We start from the raw sequence: 22,046 nt of genomic DNA on the forward strand, positions 1-22,046 counted from the left end.
GGCAAATCGTTATAAGGCAGACCGTAACGAAAACAGCGGTGGGAATTTGGCAATGCAGGACAAGCAAGTCGCCATCATTGGAGGCGGGCCAGCCGGTCTGATGGCAGCGGAGATTTTGTCCGCAGCAGGTCTTTCGGTCACAGTGTATGAGGCGATGCCAACGGTTGCACGGAAATTCCTGATGGCAGGCAAGTCCGGCCTTAATCTCACGCATGCAGAAGATTACCGCGATTTCGTCACCCGATTTGGCAAGGCCCATGCGGTGCTTGCACCCGCGCTTGCCGCGTTCAAGCCGGACGCGCTTCGTTCCTGGGCGCTTTCGCTTGGACAGGAAACTTTTACCGGAACATCTGGTCGCGTTTTTCCGGTCTCCATGAAAGGCTCACCGCTCTTGCGAGCATGGCTTTCGACGTTGCAGCAACAGGGCGTCGTGATCAAAACCCGTCATCGCTGGACTGGTTTTGAAGGCGATGCTTTGACATTTGATACGCAGGGTGAGGGTATCGTTGTCAGTGCCGATGCGGTTCTCCTCGCTCTGGGCGGTGCGAGCTGGCCGAAGCTCGGTTCCAACGCCGCCTGGGTTCCGTGGCTGGGACAGAAAGGCATCGACATTCATGGGTTCCGTCCCGCCAATTGCGGGTTTAATGTTGGCTGGAGTGACTATTTCAGCGGTCGATATGCGGGAGAACCCGTCAAATCAGTCGCGGCCAGTTCCGGGGCGGGACGTTTCGAAGGTGAGTTTGTCGTCACGCGATACGGCATCGAAGGCAGTCTGGTCTATGCGCACTCCGCATGTCTTCGCGATGCGCTTGAGAACGGTGAACGGCCCAGCCTGATCGTTGATCTGGCACCGGGGCGCTCTGCAGATCGCTTTTCCAGCGCATTGACCACACACTCTCGCAAAGACAGCCTCTCGAACAAGTTGCGAAAGGCAGCAGGTTTGTCGCCGATCAAAGTTGCCCTGTTGCGCGAGTGTGTCCCTGGCCTGTCTGCCATGCAGCCCCACCAGATTGCCGAGCAGATCAAGGCTCTATCGATTCCGATTGCGGAAACGCGGCCGATTGAAGAAGCCATTTCCAGTGCTGGGGGAATCGATCTGAACGATATTGACGCCCGCTACATGCTCAAATCCATGCCTGGCGTTTTTGTGGCGGGCGAGATGCTCGACTGGGAGGCCCCAACCGGGGGATACCTTCTAACAGCTTGTTTTGCGACGGGAAAAGCAGCCGGGCAGGGCGTGGTTGACTGGCTTAAATCTGTAGGCTGACGATATCGTGCATTGTCCTATTGCGTCGGCGTCAAAAAAACGCTTGATAAGTTTCTTCGCATGCATTGGGTGGGCCTGTCAGTCCGGTTTGACTGTAGCTTTTGGATGGATGAGGGTTGGTGCTCTCGTTGGTGATCTTTTATGACTGATATTTCTGGATTTGGCCAATGGCCGGTGGGTGGCGGTGAAGCCGGTTCTCTGGTCCGCGCATTCGACTGGTCTGAAACGCCGCTTGGTGCCATTCCATCGTGGCCTGCAAATCTGCGCCACAAGGTCAATTCCGTCGTCAATTCCCCGATCCCCCAGGTGTTGATGTGGGGTCCGGACCACGTCATGATCTACAATGACGGGTATATCGAGATTGCGGGCAACTACCATCCGAAAGCACTTGGTGGCACTGTTGAGGACATCTGGCCCGAAATCTGGGATTGGAACAAGAAAATCCTGGAAGCTGGTTTTCGTGGCGAGGTGCAGTCTTTCCGCGAACAAACGCTTGTCCTCAAAAGGCATGGGCAGCCTGAAGATGTGATCTTCGATCTCTTCTACACGCCCATCCACAATGACGCTGGCACGGTTGATGGCGTATTGTGCACGGTCCTTGAAAATACCGATAAGGTCAGGGCCATGGCAGAACTGGCTGCGAGTCGGGAAGAACTGAGCCGCCTAACCAACGCATTGCCAATTCTTGTCGGATTTATCGATCAAAATCATGTCTACCAGTTCGCCAATCAGGGTTATCTGGAATGGTTCAACCACCGCCCCGAAGACGTTTTGGGACGAAAGGCGTCGGACGTTATCGGCGAGATATTCTATCAGAAACGGCTTCCGTTTATCGAGCGCGCGCTTGCTGGGGAAACTGTTATCAACGACGCGGAGATCCCATGCGCTGATGGTGTCACGCGCGCAGCCGAAATCCGCTATGTCCCCCGACATACCTCGCAAGGTCAAATCGATGGCTGCTATGTTCTCATCATCGATATAGAAACGCGCAAGCGGGCCGAGCGGGAGCTGCTGGTCAGCAACAATCGTTTTCGTGCTGCTGTCAGTGCCGTTCATGGGGTTCTGTGGACCAACAGCCCGGATGGCAAGATGGTTGGCGAGCAAAGCGGTTGGGGCGAACTAACCGGCCAGACATTCGATGAATATCAGGGTTATGGCTGGGCTGAGGCCGTTCACGGCGATGATCGTGAGGGCTCCATCAACAGTTGGAACAAAGCGGTCGCCATGAAGTCCACTTATGTGTGGGAGCATCGCGTTCGCCGTCACGATGGCGTTTTCCGCACTTTCGCCATACGTGCCATTCCCATTCTCGATAGCGCGGGATCGATCATCGAGTGGGTTGGCGTTCACACCGATATCACCGAACAACGCACCGCTGAAGTCAAGCTGAAAGAGCATTCCGCCAACCTTGAGCGTGAAATTCGCCACCGCATACGGGCAGAAGATCAGTTGCGCCACCTCAACGAAGGTCTTGAAGCGCGTGTCGCTGCTGAAATCAGTGAACGCCGACAGGCAGAAAGAGCGCTTCAACAGGCGCAAAAAATGGAGTCCATCGGCCAATTGACGGGGGGAGTTGCGCACGATTTCAACAATCTGTTGCAGGTCGTTGCCGGGAATCTTCAGCTGTTGGCCAAAGACGTCGCTGGCAACGAACGCGCCGAACGGCGGGTTGGCAATGCGTTGGCGGGTGTCAGTCGCGGTGCGAAACTTGCCAGTCAGTTGTTGGCCTTCGGTCGCCGGCAGGCGCTGGAGCCGCGGGTCATCAACGTCGGCAAGTTTGTTGTCGGCATGGACGACCTGCTGCGACGCTCACTCGGAGAGGCAGTCGAAGTCGAGGTGATCACGGTTGGTGGCCTGTGGAATACCTACGCCGACCCCACACAGGTAGAAAACGCCCTGTTGAACCTTGCGATTAACGCCCGCGACGCGATGGAAGGTTCCGGCAAACTGACGATCGAGGTTGGAAATGCAGCTCTGGACCAGGATTATGCGCGCACGCATGCTGAAGTTGAGGCTGGCCAATATGTGATGCTCGCGGTGTCCGATACGGGTTCCGGCATGGCGCCGGAGATCGTCGACAAGGTGTTTGAACCCTTTTTCTCGACCAAACCCGAGGGTAAAGGGACGGGACTTGGCCTCTCTATGGTCTATGGCTTCGTCAAGCAGTCTGGCGGGCATGTGAAGATTTACAGCGAGCTTGGGCAGGGAACAACCGTCAAGATTTATCTGCCGCGCTCGCATTCGGATGAGGACCGCGAAGTCGTTACGCAAACTGGCCCAATTGTTGGCGGCACGGAAACTGTTCTGGTTGTCGAGGACGATGACGAGGTGAGAAGCATCGTGGTCGAAACGCTGTCCGATCTGGGCTATCGGGTGTTGACGGCTCGGGATGCGCAGGCAGGCTTGACAGTTGCCGAAAGCGGCGTGCCCATCGATGTGATCTTCACCGATGTGGTGATGCCGGGTCCGATGAAAAGCAGCGAGATGGCGCGACGGGCGAAAGAGCGTCTGCCGCATCTCGCGGTCCTGTTCACATCCGGCTATACCGAAAATTCCATCGTGCATGGCGGCAAGCTGGATGCGGGGGTCGAGCTGTTGTCGAAGCCCTATACGCGTGAAGCTTTGGCCAGACGTTTGCGTCACGTGATAGCAAACCAGAAGCAGCGTGTTGAAGCCGGCCGGGACCGTTCCTCAGAGCAGGCAACTCTTGCCAAATTGCGGACGAAGACATCGATGCGTGTGATGCTGGTCGAAGATGACGATCTGATTCGCATGAATACGGCCGACATCCTTCTGGAGGGCGGACATACGGTGATAGAAGCCGCAAACGCTACCCAGGCCATGGATCTCATCCAACGCGAAGAGTTCGATGTGCTTGTGACGGATGTCGGCTTGCCGGATATGAGCGGCTCGGAGCTTGCTTTGTTCATCAAAACACGCAAGCCGGAAATCGGTATTGTGTTTGCGACCGGTGACAACTTTTTGCCGAAGAATGCCCCGGCCGGTTCTGTCCTTCTTTGCAAGCCTTATGACGAAAACGATGTTCGCTTCGCCATCACTCAGGCGATGAGCGCAGACTTTTAGAGCGTTTCCACTTAACATGGAAACACTCTAGGGCTGTCAGTAGCCGCGGGTCATATCCACTGTCGCTGGAAGCTCACCCGTGCTGCGCCAGTTTTCGATGTTTGCGGCAACAATACTGGCGGACGTCTGCCGGTTCGTAGGCGCCGAAATATGCGGCAGAACGGTGACTTTCGGATGTGACCAGAACGGCGACTGCGCCGAAAGTGGCTCCTCTTCGAAGACATCCAGAACCGCATGCGAGAGATGACCCGTATCAAGAGCGGCGAGCAGATCATCTGCAACGATGACCGCACCGCGCGCGAAGTTGATGATCGCGGCATTCTTTTTCATGATACCGAGGCAGTCCCTGTTCAACAGGCCCCGCGTGTCGGCCGTCAGCGGAACAAGGCAAACAAGAATGTCGCTTTTTTTTAACAGTGTGGTGAGGCCTTCGTCACCACACAGCGTCTCGACACCGTGCAGTGTTTTGGATGAACGGCTCCAGCCTGCGATGTTGAACCCCGCTTGACGTAATCTTGCGGCTGCCGCAGCGCCCAATGTACCGAGCCCCAAGATGCCGATGGTTACGTCTTTAGGGTGTCGGTACTCCAATTCCTGCCAGACTGAATTGAGCTGGTTCTGTCGATAAGCAGGCATATCGCGTTGGAGATAATAGGTCCATGCAAGCACCGCTTCGGCCATCACCCGAGACAGTTCCGGGTCCGTCAGACGAACGATCGGCAGTGATGCCGCACCGAGCTCTGCGACAAGGCGCTCCACGCCTGCCCACAGACTGTGGATCCATTTCAATCCGGTCAGCTGAGCAATATCCGCTGGATCAGGATTTGCCACGATAGCGACTTCTACCTGCGACTTTTGCTCACCCGTCAGCATCTTGATCGAAAGGATCGTCTCGTGCGGTAGTGCTGTGGACAGCGTTTTGATCCACTCTGCCTCATTGGCTTCTGTCGTACGGGAAACGAAAGCGATGGGGGAGGCCATGGTTGAATAGATCCTGCGCAGGTTGACTTGCGACATCAATGCGAAAAACCGAGCGTGAAATCCAGCGCTCGGTTTAAAAAAATGCCCGCATGAGGCGGGCATTTGTTCTGAATTCAGGCTGGCTCGGTCACAGGCTTCTTTGCATCGCCATAGTAAGCCGAGAACTTCTCGTGATAATGTTCGGAACCGCCGGGGCCGGCATAACGCTGCAACTCGGTCATGTCGGTCTTGTTCAGCACGATGCCCAGTGTCTTGTTGGCAATCTCCGGCTCGTGGCTCATCAGGTTCTGCACCATCTGAATGGGTGTCTTGCCCCATTCGGTCACGAAGACGAAACCATCCACCTGCGATGCAAAGGCCTTGGCATCGATGACGGGAACGACCGGCGCAAGGTCAACGATGATGTAGTCACAGGCTTCCCGCGCAGATTCCATGAATTTTCGCATGCCCGAAGATGCCAGCAACTCGCTGGAATGAGCGAACTGGTTGCTGGTCGAGACGGGCAAAATACCCATTTTCGTGCGGCTATCGACCTTCACAGCCTTCGTCCACGGTACCTCATCCAGAACGACTTCCACGAGACCGGCCGATTGGCGGGTGGTCAACATGCGGCTGAGACCGGGATTACGGATATCGGCATCGACAACCAGCGTGCGTTTGCCGGTCGTAGCAATGAGGCCAGCAAGGTTAAGCGCAACAACTGATTTCCCTTCGTTCGGCAGGCAGGAGATGACGCCGATCACACGGCACTGTCTTTCCTGAATGACGACGTCTGCCGTCAGTTTCACGTTGCGCAGGGTCTCGGTAAAGCTGGATCGGGGGCTGTCCACGGCGAGACGCAACATTTTCTGGAACGAGACCTGCCCGTTCTCTTCAATGTCGCTATCGAGGACATCGGGCGTCGCCGCGCCCGTTTCTGGCTTCGTGACATCGAGGCCCCTCTCGCCGATAAATGGCAGATAACCAAGGAAGCGCATGCGCAGATTGTCGCGCACATCGTTTCCAGTATGAAAGTATCTGTCGCGGAATTCCAGAATCGCAGCAACACCACCACCGAGCATCAGACCCAGCACGATGGAAAGCGCCATGGTCATCGTCTTTTTGGGGCTGGACGGGGAGGTCGGCAGTCCCGCATCGGAGATGATACGAGCCTTGGCAATCGGGAACGACTGCTTTTGAGACGCCTCTTCAAAGCGGCCAAGATACGATTCATAAAGCGTCTTCAGGGCTGCTGCCTGCTGCTCAAGCTCTCGAAGCTTGACGAGCGTCATATTGGCTTCCGAATTTCGACCAGCGACACGGTCAATGTTCTCGCGCAACGACTGCACGCGCGACTCCGTGACATCGAAATCGTTCTTGAAGCTGCCGGTGAGTTGCTGCAATTCCTGATAAATCTGGCGGGAGAGGTCGCCTCTTTCACTCGCGAGCGCTATCGCCTGCGGGTGATCCTTGCCAAACTGCTGCACAACCCCGCGCTCACGGTCCGTGATGGCGATGTAGCGTTTGCGCAGATCCTGGATGACCGAGTTGTCAGTATCGCGCGCGGATACGATGGCATTGTTGACCGCATTGTCGGGGCCTTGGTCAATGATCGACTTGTACTGATTGTAACGAGCCGACGCAGTTGCTGCATCCGCCTGGGCGGCAATCAGCTGTCCGTTCAAGTCAGAAAGTTGGCTTTCTGACATCAACTCACCACGCGATGATACGATGTTGTTGGCGGCCTTGTATTTTTCGACGGCAAGTGATGCAGCCTGAGAGCGCTGGTTAAGGTCTGTCAGTCGCTCCTGCAGCCAGACGGACGCCCGCTCAGTTGCATCGAAATTCGCGTTCAATTGTTCGGTCAGATAGGATTCGGCGTATGTCTTGGCGATCTGGGTCGCCAGTTGCCGGTCAGTCGAGAGAATCGATATGGCGATGACCGAGCTTCGACCAACGCGTTCAACCGTGAGTGCTTGCTGAATGATCGCAGCCGCCTTTTCGCGACGGCCATTGCGGATCGCCGCCTCAGACGCCGGAGGCGAACTTGGCGTCAGCAGATCAGCGACCCCTTTGATGGAAGACTTGACCAGATCCATCGGCGTCATCGGCGGATTGACGATTGCCTCATTCTCGTCGAGCCTGGCCTTGTCAACGACCGTCAGGGCCATTTCCTTCGACTTCAGAATTTCGACAGCGCTGGCGATGCGGTTGTCGATGACTTGAGCCGCCGGAACAGGATCCTCTTCTTCGGCATAGCGCGACAGGCTGTCGTCCAGCAGGACTTGTGTCATCGCTGTGTAAACCGGCGTCGCGAACACGAGATAGAGTCCAGCGAGAACCATGGAGACGATGACACAGGCGCCGATGATATTCGCACGGCGTACGACAGCCGCCCAGAGACGGTCGAGGTCTATGAATGTATCGGCATCCTTCGAGGGTTCCTGGAAATTCATGTTCGATCTAAAGGTCTTGTGGTGCATGGACCCACCTTGTGGTTTAAATGTCGAGCGGGAAGCCAGATTTTTTCTGCCCTCCCTGCATCGGATTATTGAATGTCAGGCCGCTTTGATGCGGCTTTCGTGGTTTGAGATGAGTTCCTTGATAGAAGCCAGAACCTGGGCTTCCATGTCAGAGCGCATCAACGAGAAGGCAACGTTTGCCGCGATAAACCCCTGTTTACTACCGCAATCGAATGTTCGCCCGATAAATTTTTGGGCATGGAACGGCTGGGTTTCGGCAAGGCGCCTCATACCATCCGTCAACTGTATCTCATTGCCCGCGCCGCGTTCCTGTTTGGCGAGAGTATCAAAAATTTCCGGCTGCAAAATATACCGACCATTGAGGTAAAAATGGGATGGCGCTTGAGAGGGGTCAGGCTTTTCGACCATTTCCGTAACGCGAAAACCATGATTGACCGTCGTGCCGACGCCGACAATGCCATAAGCCGATGTGTCCTCAGCCTTGCATTCTTCCACGCCCAGAATATTACCGCCGACTTCTTCATACAGTTTCATCAGTCCTGAGATGCAACCGCGTGCTCCATACGACACCATGTCGGGCAGCAGCAGCGCAAAAGGCTCCTTTCCGACAAGCTCGCGAGCGCACCAAACGGCGTGCCCTAGACCAAGCGGTATCTGCTGGCGGGTGTAGCTGACAGTTCCGGCAAGCGGTAGCATTTTCTCCAGTTGCAGAACCTGCATCGTCTTGCCGGCCCGCGTCAAAGTGTTCACCAGTTCAGGGGCACTGTCGAAATAATCTTCGATCGCCGTTTTGTTGCGGCTGGTGACGAAGATAATGTGTTCGATGCCAGCCTGCATCGCTTCGTCGACGGCATATTGGACGACGGGCCTGTCAACAATTGTCAGCATTTCCTTCGGCATGGCCTTTGTAGCAGGCAGGAATCGCGTTCCGTTCCCGGCCACGGGAATAACAGCTTTTCTGACCGTCCTGTTCAGGTCCACAGCATGCTCCTTGGACAATACTTTACAAACGTGTCGCGCCGGGCATCAGGATGCCTGTCGCTTCACGTCTCGATCAATCGTTGAAGTAAAAATGGATTGGCGAAGTTTCCTCAGCCGCAATTCGATCGGCATGCGAAGATGCCGCAGTGAAACCGGATCACGCAACGCGATTTTCAGGATGCCAACGACAGAGCGCTTCTTGATGCTCGACACCAGCATCAGAAAATGACGGGCCTCGATCAGGCTTCGGCTCCGTTGGTTCTGGGCGTCTCTTGCTGCGGGCAATAACGTATAATGGGCCAGAAACTCTGCGTCGGCGGCGATCATAGCCTCCACATGACGAAGCTCAAGCACGCGGGAAATCGAGCCTTCCCGGATGTTGTAGACATAGCCGGGCTGTGGTTCGATGACGCAGAGACCACCGACGGCAAGCGCAGATGCCAGGAGCAGATAATCCTCTCCGATCCGCAGTGTCGGGTGAAACCGCAATTGGTGCGTATTCAGAAAATCACGTCTGAACATCGGCTTCATGTAGCCGAAATTGAAAGTCGAGCGGAATAATACATTCGAGGCAATGAAGTCTTCGAGCGTCAAGACGCGGCGCGCCTCCAGAAGCGCCTCGGGAAACATCGTCTCCTTTGGGCGTCCATCTGTGTAAACGACATCGAGATTATCAACTGCAATACCGGCATTTGCGTTTTCTGCGCGGGCAATCATTCGCGCCGTGCGCTGTGGCTCAATCGCGTCGTCGGAATCAAGGACGGCGATCCACAGACCATTGGCAGCGTCGATACCAGCGTTCCGCGCTCCGCCTGGACCAAGATTTTGGTCCAGCGCAATCAGTCGCACACGTGGATCTCTATGGCCCAGAGCGCCGACAATTTCGCGCGTCGCGTCGGATGACTTGTCATCTACGACGATGACTTCCAGCGAGACGTCTTCTTGAGACAAAGCGCTCTCGATAGCGGGAACGATGGTCTCAGCCGAATTGTAGGCTGCTATGATAAAGGTAACGTCGGGCTGTGCCAGCGCCTCCATCATGTTGCCTCCACGGCGCCGTACTGGCGTATCTCACGCACACCGAAGGCACCACTGACAGACCCCAGGTGAAGCGCCAAACGAAGCAATTGCCTGTTCCTCCGCACCGGATCGAACGCGCCCAACGCCGCCATGGCAGCGCATGCGATGACCTTTGCGCCTGCAATCAGACCCTGGGAAACGCGCGAAATCCCGGGCTTTTTTTCCGCGAGCAGGCGGCCGTGCGTCTGTCCGGAGCGAAAGCGGCGTTTTGCAAGCCACATGAAGCTGGCGCGGGTGTCGGGCACGGGCTCTGAAAGCAGTGCTTTTTCTGCAAAGGCGATACGTCCGCCATCTGCATGCATATGTGAGAAAAAGTGCGTGTCTTCTCCCCCGCTCTGGCCGAGCGATAAGGCAAAACGTCGACCGCTGAGTGAGGGTGCCTTCATACGAAGCAGGGTGTTGCAGGTGTAGCCAGTGATGATCTGGCCATTGACCCAGACTGGCCGGGTCGAATGGAAATCACCTCTGCGCATCCAGTCCGGAACCGTTGGTTTATAGACTGCCGTCACAGGTCCCAACACGGCTTCGGCACCCGTCTCGTCAGCGGTTTCGAGAAGCTCGACGAGCCATTCTGCAGGTGCGGTTTCATCGTCGTCGATGAAGGCCAGATAGTCGCCATCGCTGGTTGACAGGCATGCGTTGCGAGCAATCGAGATGTTGGATTTTGGGCAATGGACGTAGGTAATCTCAAAGGGCGAGGTTTCACGCAATAGGTCGATTGACGCTTCGGCGCTGGGCTCGGCATCGTTATCTGCCACGATGAGGCGAACAGTGACACCATTTGGAACGGTGAGATCGAATAAGGACGTCAACGTTGCGACCACCGCCGGGCGGCGGTAGGTGCAGATCCCAATATCGACTTTGATCGGTTGTGAAGCCAAAGCAAGTGACGTGCTGCTCATGAGATCGCCTTTCCTGTCATCGGCGCCGAGGTGCCAAAAGACCCCGCCAATTCCAGCCAGAAGCCTGTTGACCATGCAAAATGCATGACCATCGCGGCGAAGGCTGCCAGGGGACCATAAGGGTTTTTCTGAGCAACGGCCATCCAAAGCCCGTAACCGAGGCATGCGGCGATCCAAAGGCAGAGGGGCAAGAGCGCAATCCAATGGAAAACACCCAGCAGAGCCAGGAGCGCAACGGGCATGACGGCCAGTGGAATCATCTGGCGAATTTTCGGTAGAGAACGGTGCTTCAATAGGTTCTTTGCACGTCCCCGGCCATAGGCCATGTATTGCTTGAACAGGGGTCGCACATCTGCGCGTGGATAGTAGGTCATGCGGGTCTTGTCGGTCATCCAGATGCGGAAACCGGATTTGCGAAGCCTGAAATCCAGCTCGGCATCTTCATTGTGACTAAAGCTCTCGTCATAGCCGCCGACAGTCTTGAATGCGGAAATCCGCATCAGTGCGTGATGGCCATGGTCGATCCAATGGCCCTTTGCCCCCTCGCGGTGCTTCGAGCCCCCATTGCCGAGTTTGGAGTTCTGAGCGATGGCCGTGGCTTTCTGGAAGGTCCCATGCCCAACCGTATCCATCGCGACGACAACCGAGTCAGCGTTTGTTTGAACAGCATCTTCCAGCAGGCGATGGCAATAATCGTCGGGATAATCGCCATGCGCGTCGATGCGAATGAGATAATCATATCCCTCGCTGAACATATCGACGGCAAGATTGATCCCCGCACTCTGAATGCGCTTTGGATTGGCGAGAAGAAGGATCCTGGGATCCTGCGTGGAAAACCTGGCGACGATGTCGCGTGTGCCATCCGTGCTTCCGCCGTCTGCCACGATGATACGGTCTTGAGAATTGTTGAGCGTGCTGGAAAATTTCAGCAGCAGATCATCGATCGTCCGTGCCTCGTTGAGGCAAGGAATGACAATCAAAGTTTTTACGTCTGGAATGGTTTGCAACTTCATGGTTGACCCCGTCAAGCGGTTGATAGTTTTGCTGCAACGGAGCGGCCATTGTGCGGCGCTGCCAATGACGCAAGTTTATGAACGAGTTGGATGCAGTCCTGATGATCCGTCACCCAGTGATCACGATTGATGGATGCAAGGTTTCTAAACGATTCAAGATAGGCTGGCTCATTCATCTGCTGGAAAAGTGCCGCAAGAGTGTCAGTGTTGGCAATTGGAAGAACATGTCCGATGTTTCTCGTCTCCAGAAAACGCGCTGTTTCTGTTCCCGCCACTGCAATGGGAAGAGTGCCATACAGACAGCCTTCATAGAGCCTGTTTGGCAGCAACCAGCTTGAGTTTTGGCCCTCTTCGAAGAAATCTATCGCCCACGTGAAATGCACATCATGATAGATCGAGGCCAAATCTTCGGGATTCTTGTATGGCCCTCTAAAATTCAGATGAGGCGCATTGGCGACGAAACCATCGAAATCGTCGAACTCGGAGTAGGCCGGGCGACCGCGCAGGACGATCTCGACTTTTCCATCCATCCGCTTTGCAAAATCCGCGAGAATCTCGAGCGATTTTCGGCAACGCAGCGCGCCAAACCAACCGATTTTCCAGGGTTCACCGGCCTTTGGCGCGCGGGGCTGCGGGGAAATCTGCGCTTGGTTTCCGTCAAGAAGAAGAACTTTGTTTTCCTGCAACAGCACGGGCAAGGCCAAGCCTGAGCGCGGTGCGAAATACCGGCTCACAAATGCCGGGGAACTGGTGATCAGCAGCTTGGCGTCTTTGGCGAAATAGCGTTGTGCGGCGTTCACAAGCTTCCCTGCAGGGCCTTCGTTCAGCAACAGACGGTGGATATCGAGGCACTCGTAGACCACAGGGACATCGCGCCCGTAAATGCTCGACGCGCGGCGTGATAAAGCGAGCATCTCAAGATTACGTGCGATGATGACATCCGGCCTCGTCACGTTTTTTAGAAGGCGCTTGAGGGAAAAGCTCGATTTTACGACAGACTGGATTCGCTGGACGAACTGCCCATCCGCTGTCTCGCCCAAGAGGGTGGGCGTGACGCCGTCGACGGTCGCTAGGCTGTTTTTACCGCGCGTAAATCCTGCGAGGCTGACCTTTGCTCCACCCGCCTGCAGCGTCATGACCCGCCGGCGGATGGCCGGGTCGGCTAGGTCGTGAGCGAGATAGAGAATATGCGTCATAAAAAGCGTCCTGAAAAAAGGTGGTCGAGACAATTTACCGAAACGTTGTCGCGTTAGTTTGACGCGCAGGCAACGGATTCAGGAAATTGGCATTTGTCGCCGAGTGCCGTAAACGCCATCTGTTCAACGCTCATGACGGTCGGGCCCGTGTAGGCGAATTTGCCCATCCAGCTTTTCAACGTGTCAGTGCCCCAAAGGCTGAAGAAAATCTTCTGCGGGTTTTGTGGAATTTTGGATGCATCCGTTACTTCGTGCACCATTTTGCCGTTGACGTAATAACGCAAGCGCGCAGGCTCCCAAACAAACGCGTAGTCGTTGAAAGCCTTGTCCGCTCCGCCCTCGACATCGACAAGTTTTTCGTTGCCACCCTTGGCAGATACATACTGATTTAACTGAACCTCGGAGCTGTTCTTGCCAAGAACTTCCATATCGATTTCGTCATGGGGTTTCTTGTCCGTGGGGCCGATATAGGTAAAGAATGCAGAGTTCAGACCCGATCCGGGTGCCGTTTTGATTCGCGCCTCATATGTGCCGTAACGGTAACGACCCTTGGTCTGGATTTCCCCACACGAGTAGTTGCGGTCACCGGCCTTGCCTTCCTGATAGCCGAGTTGCAACTGCCCGCCTTCGAATTTCACGAGCTTCTTAGACCAGGTGCAATTTTGATGCGGACCATTGTTCCAGCCGTCGGAGACGTACCAGAAGGAGCGATCCATGCTGTCAAATTTTTCGACAAATGACTTGCCGTTGTCTTCCTGCGCCATTGCAGCGGGTGCACCGAGGCTCATAGCGAGCAGTGCTGCCGTGATCAGGCGCGACTGAGAAAATATGAAAGATGCGGTCATGGTGTCACCTATGTCGTTGCGAGTAGGTTGTGTCTGCCGATGTTGGACGCGATCTTGCTGAGGCAGTCGAAGTCAAAGGCGTAAGCCCTTTCTGCTTGCTGCTGCGGCTTCCCGTCAGAACGGCGTAAAGCGATGGAAACCTGGACCGAACCTGAGCATCTGTGATGATGAGGATGACGAAGGACGACAATACGGCGCCGATATAGAAGGCTGGATAGAAGTCCGGGCCTCCCTTGTTCCAGATCATCCACATGATGACGAGCAGGGGGTAGTGGGCACAAAAAATCCAGAAGCTGAGACTGCCCGTCTGCGAAAGGCGGCGCCCGGCCCGGCTTTCGATCATGATCGAGGAGAACGCCCACAGTCCGATTGCGCCGGCAACCGCCAGAAGGTTTCTCAGCAGGTTCAATTCGAAGGTGAACGCCGGCCCCGTGAAATACAGCCCTGTCGCCAGCAAAGTTGCTGCAACCATGATGGCGAGCGTTATTCTACCAGCATAGGGATCGAGCGTTTTTAAATCGACCTTGTGGAGCGCAAGCGCGATGCCGAGCGAAAAGCTGAAGAGGATCGATTTTTTCTGAACGATCCAGATTGGGAGATCCGGCAGTGCCGTCAGCACGAGCAGAACCACAAGCGTCGGCCAGGGAAAACGCTGGACCAGAAATGCAAGGATCGGGGATAGCAGAATGCAGACAAAGAGATCGCGGAGGAAATACAGGGGAATGTTGAGGGGAAATTCCTCAACAGCCGCGCCATGGTTCATGATTTCGCGTGCGGTCGCACTCCACAAATCCGGGAAATATCCCACGCCGACGCCAAAGCGCTGCATCACAAGGACGCCTAAAAACAGGAGCCCGTTCCACAACAGGAACGGTAGCAACACGGTTCTCGTCTTGGACTTGATCGTCGCTGGGTAGTCAAAGTCCGCCAATCCGCGCCTGAAAAGCAGATAGCCAGAAATCGCGCTGAGACAAGGAACGCCTATGCGGAACAATGCGTCACCTAAAAACACACGTACCCAGTCGAAGAAGCCGTAAGCACCCAGAAAGGGGCTGGTTTCAGGATCGTGCGGTACGTGCACGAACACAATTCCGGATATCAAGACTATGCGCATCAGATTGATACGGGAGGATAGGTTCTGATCAAAAGTCACGTCAGTACCCTTATTTACTGAGCGGCCTCTCCCTAAGCCGCGGTGCAACCATAACGAACGTGCGTCCGAGAGACGGAGTCTCGGTTCTAGTTGCGGACAAAATGTGGCAACGCGGCATAGGTTCCGTCGAAATATCACAGGTGAATCTGTGTACTAGCCGGGTCCCGATTTCAGAGAAATTTTTAAATCATTGTTTCCAATAAACAATATCCAGAAACGGCATTTTTTGTCTTTAAGGTTGATGATGAAATTTAAGGCAACTAAAGTTGCTGCAATGCAAAAACACACCGGCTTTTAGCGCGGGAATCTGAGGCGCTACGTTGAAAGCAGGCTGCTTTGTGGCTACTTGGCCCAGTCATTCAAGCAGGTCCTGCCGCTGCCTGCTTCGTTTTCCGGTCACGCACCAGACCAACAATCTTTTGAAGCAGGACACGTTCGGTCAGCAGGACCAGAACAGCGTATACCACGCCGCCCACGACCGCTCCCACCAGTACCTGCATATAGGCGTGCGGCAGGCTTGCTTCGAATACATGCAGGACATATCGCACGCAAAGCGCCATAACGAATGCGGCAATCATCGGCCTGCTGCTGACATACATACCCCGAAGAAGGGGAGTTTCGCTTGCCCGGAATACCGCCCAGGAATAGGCGACAAGTGTGACAGCATTGACAATGCACAGCCAAACCATCGCGTCGATCAGTGTTCCATAAAGAGCAGCCAGCCAGACGGCAATGGTGGTGACGACTGCGCGGATCGTTGCGGACCAAAACAGGACACGACCGTATCCGGCACCCTTAAGATAAGGAATGAAGGTACTGCACGGCGTCAAAATGGCTTTCGATAGGGCCAGAAGCCCTAGCACCGGCCAGGCGTAGGCCCAGTTCGGTCCAAAAATCACCAACATCGCAGGCTCGGCAATAGCCCAGAGCCCGAACATCATGGGCGCCAACAACACGGTTAGCACCTGCGTGCTGAACATCAGCGCTTCACGACGACGATTCTTGTCATCCATCATGCGGCTGAACGCGGGAAATAGGACACCCATGACGGCAGAAAGAACCACCTGGTTCGGAATGCTGGCGAAACGGTTGGATGCCGAGTATGCACCAGCATCCGCAAGGCCGAGATAGCGCGCAATGATAACCATCGGCGATTGAAAAGTGACGAAGTTGGCGATTTCTGACCCCATCAATCCGGAGCTGAAACCCAGGAGAGGTATGAGACGCTTTGGCTTCATGATGAAGGCTGGCTTGTAGCGCGAGACGGCATAAAGGCCGACAAGTCGAATTAGCGCTGCGGCGAAAAGCTGTATGACCAGTGCCCATACCCCGAAGCCTGAAAATGCAAGGATGACCGCAAGGATGGCAGCGGCACTTTCGGACGTCATGCTCCAGATGGCGTCCTTGCTGAAATTCATGCGCCTCGCCAGAAGCGAATAGGCGACGTCGCCCGCCAGCTGCAACGGAATAAGGAAAGCCATGATGCGAAGCAGATAGGCGCTTTCGACCGCACCCAACAAACCGCCGAAAAACTCCGCTCCGAAATAAAGAATGGCTGCCATGGTGCAGGAAATCGCCAGATTGGCCCAGAAGACGGTGTGGATCGTGTCCATATCCTCTTCTTTCTCGACGATCAGCGCCGACGTCAGTCCCGCACCGGCAATCATTGTGAGGAACTGGACGACGGTTAGCCCGACCGCAACGACGCCAAACTCTTCAGGCGTCAACAATCGGGCAAGAATTGGTACTGTGACAAACTTAAGCCCGAATGTGCCTGTTTTTGACAATATGCTCCAGCCGACATTTGCGGTAATCGTCTTGACGCTCGGAGCAGGGGGCATGCGTGCATCCTATAAATTCGGAGGCCAGTGGGGGCTGGCAGGGGGTTAGCCACTCATCGGGGCCGCTCTTTTTATCGGGCCCGACACTTCTTGATCAACACAAGGGGCGAAACAATGGCGAAATTTACAGTCGTTATTCCTTATTATCAAAAACAGCATGGCGTTCTTGGCCGTGCATTGGCCTCGGTTTTTTCCCAGACCCTTCAGGATTTCGATCTCGTCATCGTGGATGATGAATCGCCCTATCCGATTGAGAAAGAGATGGCCGACCTCAGCGCAGACCAACAGGCGCGCATCAAAGTTGTCAAGCAGGCGAATGCTGGTCCAGGGGGAGCGCGCAACACAGGCCTCGACAACGTGCCTGCAGAAACAACCTACGTCGCTTTCCTCGATTCGGATGATATGTGGACACCAGACCACTTGAAGAATGCCGCTTTCAGCCTCGATACGTTTGGCGGCGAGTGCTACTGGGCGTCGATGCAGGCGAGTGACGAGTTCTATTATCACTTCGCTATTGCGGAACTGGAGAATGACGAAGGCGCAAAACGCCTGTCGGAGTCACCCAAAATCATCGAATTGCCGGATCTTGCCAGCGTCATGTTGCGCAACTGGAGCTTTTTGCACCTGTCGTGCATGGTCATAGGCCGGCCGCTCTTCGAGAAGATACGGTTCGACCCGGTCTTGCGCCTTGCGGCCGAAGACGTCCTGTTTTTCTGCGATTGCATTCTGGCATCCAAGCGTTCGCTGCTCTGTGATGATGCCGGTGCCATGCGTGGCATGGGCGTCAACATTTTTCATAGCATCGACAACACCTCGCCGGAATTTCTGCGTCAGCAGTTCAACACCTGGGTGGCGCTCGACACGTTGCAGAGCCGCTTTGCCCAACGTCCAGCGGATGTTGCGTCCATCGCATCCTACAAGAACACGGCCCGCAAGCAGGCCTTGTGGAGCCAGGCCGGCAAGCTGAAACAGCGCAAGGCACCGGAATTGGGCCTTTTGTTCAAATGGATGATGCGTGATCCGGCGATCTTGCGTGCTGCACTCGAGTTGGGAACGGGCAAACTCGCTCGCCCGAAATAAGCTTGCTTGCCACTCATATTTTTATTCAGGAGTAGTCCATGAGACCTTATCATTGGGAATCGCATCACGGCAATTTCGGCGATGACCTTAATCTATGGCTTTGGGATTTTCTGCTGCCTGGTTTGCGGGATGTTCATCCGGACGTTCTGCTTGTTGGCGTTGGAACTGTCCTGAACGATGTTCTCTTTCCGCCAACGCAGCGCAAGCTGATTGTCGGAAGTGGTTACGGCTATGGCGCTGTGCCGGATATTTCGAACCGCGATCTTTGGGATATACGCTGCGTTCGCGGAGAGATGACAGCAGGCAAGCTTGGCCTTCCGCCTGAGATGGGGATTGTCGATCCAGCCGTCATGGTCACGGAGATGCCTGACTTCCAAAATCTCCCCAAAATCCACAAGAAGACGTTTGTTCCCCATTGGGAATCGGCGGAATTCGGTATGTGGGAAGCTGTGTGCGAGCCTGCGGGTCTGACCTATCTCGACCCGCGTGGTGAAGCCAAGGCAGTCATCAAGCATATCGCCCAATCGGAATTCATTGTGGCCGAATCCATGCATGGCGCAATTCTGGCCGATGCTTTCCGTGTGCCATGGGTTGCGGTCAGCACATCAACCTCCATCAACAGCTTCAAGTGGAGCGATTGGGCCGGCAGTGTCGGGGTAAAATATGAGCCGCGTTACATCCCGGTTTCCACACGCGCCGAAGCGGCGAAGAAGGGCTCCAAGTTCTGGGGAATGAGTTTCCCGCCACCGCCGCCGCCGGTGATTGTCGAACAGACATCGGCATCTGGATCGACAGCGCCCGCGCATGAGGGCGACGTTCTCGTTCGCCCGCAGGAGGAACAGCGTTCTCTGCGGAAACTGGCAAAGCAGGTTCTTGCAGCGCCATCGACGCTCGCTCTTTGGCAGGCAAGCCGCGCCGAACCGCGTCTCAGCCCGGACGGTCGACTCGAGGAGCGCAAACAGCGTTTTCAAGCTGTCTTGGAAACGATCAAAAAAGACTATTTCTGAGATACAACGCCGCTTGGTTTTAAGAATTGAGCGGCGTTGCCCTTAGAAGATATCTGATGTCTGCGGTCTGCTGAGGCTTTTTTTGGAATTGTGCGGTTTTATCTCGCATGATGCCTCGCACGATTGCTGGCACGGCGGGGAGGCGGCTCAGCGCATGAGACATCGCTGCACCCATGCCGCCCTTTGATTTGGCATCCAGGAAATCGCGCAGCTCGAATTTTTCGCGGATATGGCGCTCGTGTTCGAGAAGAACGACTTTTTCCTCTTCCTTGAGCGGATAGGCGGCCAGGATCCTCTGATCAGCCTCGAAGAGCTGTTTCAGATCGTCCGTGCGATGGCTGCCACTCAGGGAGTCACCCCTGACAATGGCGCCATAGCCACAATTGCGAATGACCTTGTAGCGCGCGCCGCAAGCGAGGGCGCGAACGTAAATTTCATAGTCTTCGCCCAATCGCAAAGCTTCATCGTACCTTAATCCGTGCTTTTCCAGGAATGCGCGACGGATGACCGGCTTCAAAAATCCTGTTTCGCCGCGTTCCACGCCCCGTTTGGAAATGTTGCCTTCAATGAATTCCGCCAGCTCGAGAAAATGCTCTTCGGGAGCAAAACGAGCGGGACGTATGGAGGATGCGCTCGCGACCGATTGCTGGATGAACGCGATATTGTCGGCAACGAGGTCCCAATCATCGGTTTCCAGCATGGCCGAGAAGCGGCCTTCGAAGAAAAAGTCATCGGCATCGAGAATGCTGATCAGCGGTGATGTCGACAGGGAGATCGCATGATTGCGTGCGGCAGATGGCCCGCGATTAACGTCAAAACGCTCGACTTTCAGCCGCCCTGTTCCATCGTCACACGCCTGCGCGACCACGCTCGTCGCGTCCGTCGAACCGTCATCGATGACGACGACTTCCGCGACTTCGGGCTCAGACAGTGCTGACATGATGGCAGTTCTGATGGTGTCAGACGCGTTTTTCGCAGCGATGATTACACAAATGGATTGTAAGCCCGAAGCCATGCCGTTTCCCTGCAGTGTTACGTCGTTGTTTTCTCAACGTAGAAAATGTCAGAGATATGGACAGACGGGTGTTATTTCGCAATTGCGAAAAGGAATGGTGTAGGGATCAGGTCTCAGAAGTCGCTTAATTTAGCGTGATGTGGTGCAACTGCCGCAATCGTATCGACGATTGTCGTTTCTTGCAGAACTGGCGTATCTTTTTGAAAGCCTGAGGCTTTGCGCATACGGCGGTTTTCTTTCGCCACGAGAAATACTACGCCAGCAAAGTAGCCGACCTGTATAATGACGAGACCGAGCACGGTTTGGATGAACGCGGTGTAAAAAGACCCATAAATGATATAGGTCGCAACTGCAAACGCCAGCAAAGCACACATCATACTGATGAAAACGCGCGGCGCGTACATGTCTTTCTCCTCCGCCAAGCATACTCTCACTATTGAGGTGTGCTTTTTTATTGGTTTCTTTTGGACGCAGTATATTACGGAACCCCATCAGGTTCAATATCCATATGCTTCTCTTAAAACGCGCAGAATAAAATTTTGGTGATCTTTAATGGTAAAATTTGCGCAAATTTTTTGATCCCTTCGCATGCGAAGCGCTGTATTTGCATAAAGCCTTTGAATTGGCGGTGAAAGCGAAACCATAGGGGATACGCGTTCCGTTCCATTTGGCCTCCTGGCCTGATCAACCTCACAAAACACCAGACCTGCAGGACCATAATCCAGCGTCTGTAGACTTCGTTAACCATGCGGCAGGTAAACATAGGATGTTGATTCCCGAAGCAGTAAGGTGTGCGTGTGACAGAGCGTTCTGAAGTAATTGCGTTTCCCGCTAAAAATCGCGTCGTAGACATCAAGCGCTGTGTTCAGATGCTTGAGCAACTGAATGGAGAAGAGGCAAATCTCTTCTGGCGTAGCGAGTGCAGGGCTCTCGCCGCTCACCTGACGAGCCTCGGATATGACGAACTCGCCATGCGCCAGGAAATCATGGATTTTCAGGGTGCCGTTCAGGCCGAGCTCTGGTCCGCTTCGCAGCAGAATGAACCTGTTCGCCGCGAGACCTATTGAAGTCCCAAAACCTGGAATGGTTCAGCGGAGCGTTCTACAAATGCCGGGCAGGCCCGCTGACCGAATTGCGCACGATAAGGTCCGGGCTCAACAATATCTCGGGCTCATTGGGTTGGCGTCCTTCCAGGAGGTCTAAAAGTAGCGCCATTGCATGTTTGCCGATGGATGTTCTGGGCTGGCGAATGGTCGTCAGCGCGGGTGACATGAACGCAGCCTGTGGAATGTCATCGAAGCCCGTCACCGAAAAATCGCGGGGAATATCATATCCTCGCGCTGTCAGTCCGATCATGACGCCGATTGCGGTTTGATCGTTGACGCACATGAAAGCGGTTGGCAGAGTGTCGCGCATGAACAACTGTTCGACGGCAAGTCTCCCACTTTCCAGAGTGCCGTCGCCATCCAGTATCAGGCTTGGCAACACAGCAAGTCCAGCAGCTTTCATGCCCTCGTCAAATCCGGCGCGTCGCCGGCTATAGGCAAGACGGGTTCTGGAATCGCCGATAAAAGCGGTGCGCTGATGGCCTTCGGCGATCAGCATGTCGGCGATCTTGCGCGCCCCGGCCATATCGTGGACGCCGACATAGGGAATGCCGCCATTGTAGATCGGCTCGAAGACGCCCACGCTTGGCGGCAGTCGCGCTGTCATCGCCTGATGGCCAAACGGTAAGATGCCCGTGAAAAGAATGAGCCCTGCCGCCTGGTTGGAATTGAGGAATTTCAGATATTCCAGACCGCGCTGGGCGTCGTTTTGAGTGTGACCGATGAGGATGCCGTACCCATGCGCGCGCGCTTCGTTTTCAAGTCCAACCAGAATGTTGGAAAAATTCGGGTCTCCGATATCTGGTGCGACCACCAGAATCATATTCGAGCGACCTAGCCTGAGACTGCGGGCCATGGCGTTGGTCGTGTAGCCGGTCACTGCAATGGCCTGATGAACCTTGAGACGGGTCGAGTTCGCCACCTTTTCAGGCATGTGAATGGCTCTCGAGACCGTTGCGATGGAAACCTCCGCAATTCGGGCAACGTCTTCAATGGTGGCAGATGAGGGAATCGACAATGAAGGCCTCGGATA

At 55.0% G+C, this 22,046-nt stretch carries 18 protein-coding genes; 5 read left to right on the plus strand and 13 right to left on the minus strand.

Annotated features, from left to right (window positions below):
• Positions 1-52: 52 nt before the first annotated feature.
• The gene (locus EKM04_RS13380) at positions 53-1,267 is read left to right on the plus strand and encodes a TIGR03862 family flavoprotein (RefSeq protein ID WP_183894917.1); all 1,215 of its coding nucleotides are present in this window, start codon (positions 53-55) and stop codon (positions 1,265-1,267) included.
• 141 nt (positions 1,268-1,408) lie between these two features.
• Entirely contained in the window at positions 1,409-4,351 is a 2,943-nt protein-coding gene (locus EKM04_RS13385) for a hybrid sensor histidine kinase/response regulator (RefSeq protein WP_183894918.1), read from the plus strand.
• A 36-nt stretch (positions 4,352-4,387) separates the two neighbouring features.
• Here the strand turns inward: EKM04_RS13385 and EKM04_RS13390 are convergent, their stop codons facing one another.
• From EKM04_RS13390 to EKM04_RS13435, 10 genes are all read right to left on the minus strand, one after another.
• On the minus strand, positions 4,388-5,332 hold the full coding sequence (locus tag EKM04_RS13390; RefSeq protein ID WP_183894920.1) for a 2-hydroxyacid dehydrogenase: 945 nt from the start codon (positions 5,330-5,332) through the stop codon (positions 4,388-4,390).
• A 113-nt stretch (positions 5,333-5,445) separates the two neighbouring features.
• Complete coding sequence (locus tag EKM04_RS13395) at positions 5,446-7,794, minus strand: polysaccharide biosynthesis tyrosine autokinase (RefSeq protein WP_183894922.1); 2,349 nt, start codon at positions 7,792-7,794, stop codon at positions 5,446-5,448.
• Positions 7,795-7,869: 75 nt separating this feature from the next.
• On the minus strand, positions 7,870-8,775 hold the full coding sequence (locus EKM04_RS13400) for a UTP--glucose-1-phosphate uridylyltransferase (RefSeq protein WP_183894923.1): 906 nt from the start codon (positions 8,773-8,775) through the stop codon (positions 7,870-7,872).
• A 45-nt stretch (positions 8,776-8,820) separates the two neighbouring features.
• Positions 8,821-9,816 (minus strand): glycosyltransferase family 2 protein, encoded by a 996-nt coding sequence (locus EKM04_RS13405; RefSeq protein WP_412762955.1) that lies wholly within the window; start codon positions 9,814-9,816, stop codon positions 8,821-8,823.
• Positions 9,813-10,757: a glycosyltransferase family 2 protein gene (locus EKM04_RS13410; RefSeq protein WP_286089342.1), complete on the minus strand. Its 945-nt coding sequence runs from the start codon at positions 10,755-10,757 to the stop codon at positions 9,813-9,815. Before EKM04_RS13410 ends, EKM04_RS13405 begins: the two co-directional genes overlap by 4 nt.
• Positions 10,754-11,770, minus strand: coding sequence for a glycosyltransferase family 2 protein (locus EKM04_RS13415; RefSeq protein ID WP_183894925.1), 1,017 nt, complete (start codon positions 11,768-11,770; stop codon positions 10,754-10,756). Before EKM04_RS13415 ends, EKM04_RS13410 begins: the two co-directional genes overlap by 4 nt.
• Before the next feature lie 11 nt (positions 11,771-11,781).
• Complete coding sequence (locus EKM04_RS13420) at positions 11,782-12,966, minus strand: glycosyltransferase family protein (protein WP_183894927.1); 1,185 nt, start codon at positions 12,964-12,966, stop codon at positions 11,782-11,784.
• A gap of 53 nt (positions 12,967-13,019) precedes the next feature.
• Positions 13,020-13,811: an endo-1,3-1,4-beta-glycanase ExoK gene (gene exoK, locus EKM04_RS13425; protein ID WP_183894929.1), complete on the minus strand. Its 792-nt coding sequence runs from the start codon at positions 13,809-13,811 to the stop codon at positions 13,020-13,022.
• A gap of 4 nt (positions 13,812-13,815) precedes the next feature.
• Positions 13,816-14,964 carry an acyltransferase family protein gene (locus EKM04_RS13430; RefSeq protein ID WP_327786296.1) on the minus strand — a complete coding sequence of 383 codons (1,149 nt, stop codon included), beginning with the start codon at positions 14,962-14,964 and terminating at the stop codon, positions 13,816-13,818.
• 359 nt (positions 14,965-15,323) lie between these two features.
• The gene (locus EKM04_RS13435; protein ID WP_183894931.1) at positions 15,324-16,805 is read right to left on the minus strand and encodes a lipopolysaccharide biosynthesis protein; all 1,482 of its coding nucleotides are present in this window, start codon (positions 16,803-16,805) and stop codon (positions 15,324-15,326) included.
• A 114-nt stretch (positions 16,806-16,919) separates the two neighbouring features.
• Between EKM04_RS13435 and EKM04_RS13440 the strand changes: the two genes are divergently transcribed.
• Together EKM04_RS13440 and EKM04_RS13445 are read left to right on the plus strand one after the other, a co-directional pair.
• On the plus strand, positions 16,920-17,885 hold the full coding sequence (locus EKM04_RS13440) for a glycosyltransferase family 2 protein (RefSeq protein ID WP_183894933.1): 966 nt from the start codon (positions 16,920-16,922) through the stop codon (positions 17,883-17,885).
• A gap of 38 nt (positions 17,886-17,923) precedes the next feature.
• A complete protein-coding gene (locus EKM04_RS13445) occupies positions 17,924-18,892 on the plus strand; it encodes a polysaccharide pyruvyl transferase family protein (protein ID WP_183894935.1) in 969 nt (322 codons plus the stop codon).
• Positions 18,893-18,911: 19 nt separating this feature from the next.
• Here EKM04_RS13445 and EKM04_RS13450 read toward each other — a convergent pair whose 3' ends face one another.
• Both EKM04_RS13450 and EKM04_RS13455 read right to left on the minus strand, forming a co-directional pair.
• Positions 18,912-19,907 carry a glycosyltransferase family 2 protein gene (locus EKM04_RS13450; RefSeq protein ID WP_183894937.1) on the minus strand — a complete coding sequence of 332 codons (996 nt, stop codon included), beginning with the start codon at positions 19,905-19,907 and terminating at the stop codon, positions 18,912-18,914.
• A 113-nt stretch (positions 19,908-20,020) separates the two neighbouring features.
• On the minus strand, positions 20,021-20,311 hold the full coding sequence (locus EKM04_RS13455) for an exopolysaccharide production repressor protein (protein ID WP_174155564.1): 291 nt from the start codon (positions 20,309-20,311) through the stop codon (positions 20,021-20,023).
• 393 nt (positions 20,312-20,704) lie between these two features.
• Between EKM04_RS13455 and EKM04_RS13460 the strand changes: the two genes are divergently transcribed.
• Complete coding sequence (locus EKM04_RS13460) at positions 20,705-20,974, plus strand: DUF6074 family protein (protein ID WP_183894938.1); 270 nt, start codon at positions 20,705-20,707, stop codon at positions 20,972-20,974.
• A 34-nt stretch (positions 20,975-21,008) separates the two neighbouring features.
• Here the strand turns inward: EKM04_RS13460 and EKM04_RS13465 are convergent, their stop codons facing one another.
• Positions 21,009-22,031: a LacI family DNA-binding transcriptional regulator gene (locus tag EKM04_RS13465; protein WP_183894940.1), complete on the minus strand. Its 1,023-nt coding sequence runs from the start codon at positions 22,029-22,031 to the stop codon at positions 21,009-21,011.
• Between the last annotated feature and the right edge of the window lie 15 nt (positions 22,032-22,046).

The sequence above is a fragment of the Rhizobium skierniewicense Ch11 genome (genome assembly GCF_023757665.1).
Classification (GTDB): domain Bacteria; phylum Pseudomonadota; class Alphaproteobacteria; order Rhizobiales; family Rhizobiaceae; genus Agrobacterium; species Agrobacterium skierniewicense.